Annotated in this window: 2 protein-coding genes and 1 pseudogene; 1 reads left to right on the top strand and 2 read right to left on the bottom strand. The window is 68.5% G+C overall.

Annotated features, from left to right (window positions below):
• Positions 1–113 precede the first annotated feature (113 nt).
• On the bottom strand, positions 114–2,144 hold the full coding sequence (locus tag K0M70_RS06200; protein WP_290780707.1) for a hypothetical protein: 2,031 nt from the start codon (positions 2,142–2,144) through the stop codon (positions 114–116).
• Positions 2,145–2,474: 330 nt separating this feature from the next.
• Complete coding sequence (locus tag K0M70_RS06195) at positions 2,475–3,689, bottom strand: magnesium transporter (protein ID WP_290780705.1); 1,215 nt, start codon at positions 3,687–3,689, stop codon at positions 2,475–2,477.
• Positions 3,690–3,813: 124 nt separating this feature from the next.
• Here K0M70_RS06195 and K0M70_RS06190 point away from each other — a divergent pair.
• A pseudogene (locus tag K0M70_RS06190) lies at positions 3,814–4,247 on the top strand (hypothetical protein); the annotation flags it as partial.

Here is a 4,247-nt window from a genome sequence, read left to right as displayed (position 1 = left end):
GGGGCCCGGGGGCACGGGGCACCAGGGCAAAATAAAACCGGGCCCCGACGGCCCGGTTGGTCTTGCCGGCGATGCCGCGGCCTCCGCCGGGGCGTCGCCTGCCGTGCGGTCCGTCAGTTCTTGCCCGGACGCACCATCACGTGGTTGCTGACCGTGCCCGAGTTCGGGTTGGCGATCTGGTACAGGCCCTGAATGGTGTTGTTCGGGGCCGCGATGGTGACGTTGAGCGTGGCCCGCGGCGCCGCCGTGAAGCCCGTCAGCACCGTGCCCAGGTCCACCACCAGCGTCGCGTTCGCCGCCACGGTGCCCGTCAGGTTCGACGACGAGATCACGTTGCCGGTCTCGCCCAGCACCTCGATCTCGTACGTGCGGGCCTGCGAACCCGTGTTCGTCAGCACCATCCGGCTCAGGTAGCCCGCCGGCACCTGCGCCAGCGGCGCCTGCAGCTCCGTGCCGTTGCGCGTGATCTCGCCCAGGGCCTGCGGGGCCAGGTCGGTCACCACCCAGGCCGGGCGGGCCGCCACCGCGTCCAGCGCCACCGTGTAGTCGCTGACCGGGATCGCCACGCCGTCGGTCGCGAAGCACAGCTGGTGCGCCAGCGCGGCATTGCTGCCGATGGTGAACACCGCTTCGAACTGGTTGAAGTCATCCGCCGACTGCACGTTCACCGTGCAGTTCGCCGCCGAACTGAAGAACACGTCCGAGGCCGCGCTGAAGTCACCCGCGAACAGCAGCGCCGTGTCGGCGCCCATCAGGTCCACCAGCGTCACCTGCGGACCCGCCGGGCTCAGCGGCTGCACCGCGCCCGTCACGTCCTGCACTTCGCCGTAGTTGAAGCGGCCGATCCGGCCCAGCTCCACGTCATTGGTCGGCGAGGCAAGGGTGAACTCGCTGTAGAGCGGGTCCGCCGACTCGACGTCGGCGATCGGGTTGCCTTCGATCTCCACGTCCAGCGCATAGCTGGAGGCAAAGCGCAGGTACGGCCCGGTGACCGTGTACACGCGACCCGCGGCGCCGCCGGTGGCGGCCTGCGACGGGAAGTCATACAGGCCGTAGGTGCAGCTGACGTCGTCGGTGCCGGTGATCTGGCGGTCGCCGGTGATGACCAGACGGTCGCCGGCCACCACGGTGTTGTCGTTGGCGGTGACCGAGAAGCTCATGGCGCTGCCGCCCAGGCCGTTGATCGCGCCCAGCGAGGCATTGCCCGGGCCGTCGTACACCGCCGTGGAGCCGGCGCTGAAGCGCAGGCCGTTGCTGCACTCGAAGCGCGCGTAGCGCACTTCACCGGCCGAGAAGCTGTAGCCCAGCTGGCTGGACAGGTTCAGGTTGCCGGCCGGGTTGAGCAGCGAGACCGGGGCACCCGGCGTGGCGTTGATTTCCTCGGCGTACACCAGCGGCGCGCCGGGGACGGCGTCGAGTTCGACGCCCTGGGCGATCGGGGCGGCCCCGGTGCCAGTCCAGGTCAGGCCGAAGCTGTCAACGAAGCCGACATTGCCGATCAGCACGGCAGCGCCGGTGGCTGGATTCACGGAATAGAGGTTGCCGTCGTAATTAAGCAGGTACAACGTGCTCGTCGCCGGGTCAAACGCCAGGCCGGCCTCGTCAAAAAAAGGAGAAATACCGAAGGGAACGCCGACCGTACTCCACGTGTTCGTGGCGATGTCGTAGGCACGCAATACCCCGCCGTTACCGACGCCGTAGACGATGTCATTGGCGACATCGACCGCCAGGGCCTCCATGTCATCCCCCGGGGACGCCAAAGACGTCACGACGCTGGTCGCCAGGTCGATCGAGCCGAAGAAGCCGTTGTCGGCCACATAGCCGACGCCGCCGACCGTGTCGGTCGTATAGCCGTTCACCTGGCCAATGCTCGGCGGAGCGCGCAGGATCGAGGTGCCGGTGGTCAGATCGACCAGTCGGATCTGGTTGCCGTAGAACTGGCCATCGACCTCATTGGCAGTGGGGCCATTGCCCAGGCCAGTCATCTGGTAGGCGCCGGTTCCCGGCACCAGCGTCGGCACCGCCGTGGTGGTGTCCACGATATAGACGCCGCCGCTGCTGCGGGATGCCACCAACTGCTGGCCGAAGGCCGCGCCGCTGCCCAGCAGGCCGGCAACGGCAAGAAAAATAAACGTACGCTTCATTTGGAACCCCTGTTTTGCAGCCGCTGTAACGGCCGGTTGGTCGATGCTGCCCGATGGCCGCCCGATGGCTGCGCCAAAATAGCAAGAAAAGAGTCTTCTCCCCAACGAGGGGAATCTCCGGCCGTCCCTCCCCGGCGCTGGCACCAGGACGACGCCAGCACCAGGCCGCACCGGTCCGGCACAAGGGTGAAGAACCAAAAAAAAGCCCGCAGCGCTGAAGCAGCTGCGGGCTTTTCGCTCCCTCCCCCACGTCGGAAGCAGCCCCATCGTCGCCCTTTGCCGGGGGATGTTGCACGTTGCAATGCAACATTCCGCCTTCGTGTCCGGCGATCAGAGCACCAGCCAGGTCACCAGGCCCAGGAAGCTGCCCATGCTGACGACGTCGGTCATGGTGGTGAGGAAAATGCTTGAAGCGGTGGCGGGGTCGGCGCCCAGGCGCTTGAGGATGACCGGGATCAGCGAGCCCGACAGGCCGGCCACCATGCAGCTGATGGCCATCGCGAACAGCGTGATGAAGCCCAGCAGCAGCGCATCGTCGCCGCCGCCGCGCGCCACCACCCAGTACATGGCCGCGCCCGCCAGCGCACCCGTCACCACGCCGTTGAGCAGGCCCAGCAGCGCCTCCTTGGTGACGATCTTGGCCACCCCCAGGCCGCGCAGCTCGCCCAGCGTCATGCCGCGCAGCATGACGGCCAAGGACTGGCAGCCCAGGTTGCCGCTCTGCCCGCCCAGCACCGGCAGGAACATCGCCAGCACCACCACGCGGTTGATGGTGTCCTCGAAATAGCCCACCACGGCGGCGGCCACGAAGACCGTGAGCAGGTTCACCAGCAGCCAGGGATTGCGGAAACGGAACGCGCGCCACAGCGGCGTGGCCAGCCGCTCTTCCTTCTCGACGCCGACCATGGAGCCGGCCTGCGCGGAAATCTCGAAGGCCTGCTGTTCAAACAGCACCTGGCCGCGCACCTGGCCCACCAGCCGCCCGTCCTCTTCGCACACCGGGTAGACCGGGTAGTGGCGCGTGACCACTTCGCGCATCGCGTCCACCAGCAGCATCCTGGGCCGCAGCGCGAACGGGGAGCGGATCATGATGTCATCCAGCGCGCCCGCGCGGTCGGCGTACAGCAGATCGCGGAACGCCACCACGCCCATCAGGTGCTGCTGCGCGTCCACCACCCAAAGGTAGGTCACAAGGCGCTGCTTGACGACTTCACGCAGCGTTTCAATGGCGACCGAGACCGGGGTTCCGGTGGTGAACAGGGCCGGCGGATCTTCCAGCAGCCGGCCCACGGTGCCTTCGGCATAGCGCTGGCCGTCGCTCCAGTCGGTGCCGGCCGGCGCAGCGGCCATGATGCGGGCGCGCCAGTCGGGCTCCATCGCCGCCAGCAGGCTGTTGGCGCGTGCCGGCGGCATGGCGGCCAGCATGTTGGCGATTTCGGTGGGGTCGATGCTGTCGAGCCGCTTCAGTGCGGTCTGGGTGTCGAGTGATGCGACGCGCTTGGCCAGGGTTGGCGGCGCAGCTTGGCCAGGGGTTGCTTCGCTCACTGTGTTCTCCAAAATGACCCGGAAATTAACGGCTTAAGGGTAGCCCACCGGACAACGGGCCGCTCACGCCCAAGCGGCGCGGCGTTTGCGACAATCCCCGCCTGCTTTCCACGGTGGACCGTCCATGCCCCGCATCCTCGCTGCAACCCTGCCGGTCCTGCTGTTGGCCCTGGCCTTGACGGCCTGTTCGAAAGACCCGGTGGCGCCCACCGCCCAGCCCAGCCTGACGGTGAGCGTGGCCACGCCCATCCAGCAGTCGCTGCCGCGGCGCATCACCGCCTCGGGGTCGGTGGCGGCGTGGGAGCCGATCTCGCTGGGCGTGGAGCTTTCCGGCCAGCGCGTGGCCGAAGTGCTGGTGGAAGTGGGCGACGTGGTCAGCGCCGGCCCGCCGCTGCTGCGGGGGGGCAAACCCAGCCGGGCGATAGAGCTGCGGCAAGCCGAAGCCGCCCTGGCCCAGGCGCCGGCCACCCAGGCGGGGGCCCGCGCCCACGCCCGCCGCGGCGCGCGCCGCCAGCGCGAACAGCGGATCGCCGACAGCGAGGGCGCCCCGCGGATTTT

The organism is Arenimonas sp. (assembly GCF_019459675.1).
GTDB lineage: Bacteria > Pseudomonadota > Gammaproteobacteria > Xanthomonadales > Xanthomonadaceae > Arenimonas.
Note: the sequence above shows the minus strand (reverse complement) of the source record. Positions and strands in the feature narration are given on the sequence as shown.

Bases quoted from the DNA above. Each gene is read 5' to 3' on its own strand.
- K0M70_RS06200 (WP_290780707.1), bottom strand. From the start codon at position 2,144: ATGAAGCGTACGTTTATTTTTCTTGCCGTTGCCGGCCTGCTGGGCAGC.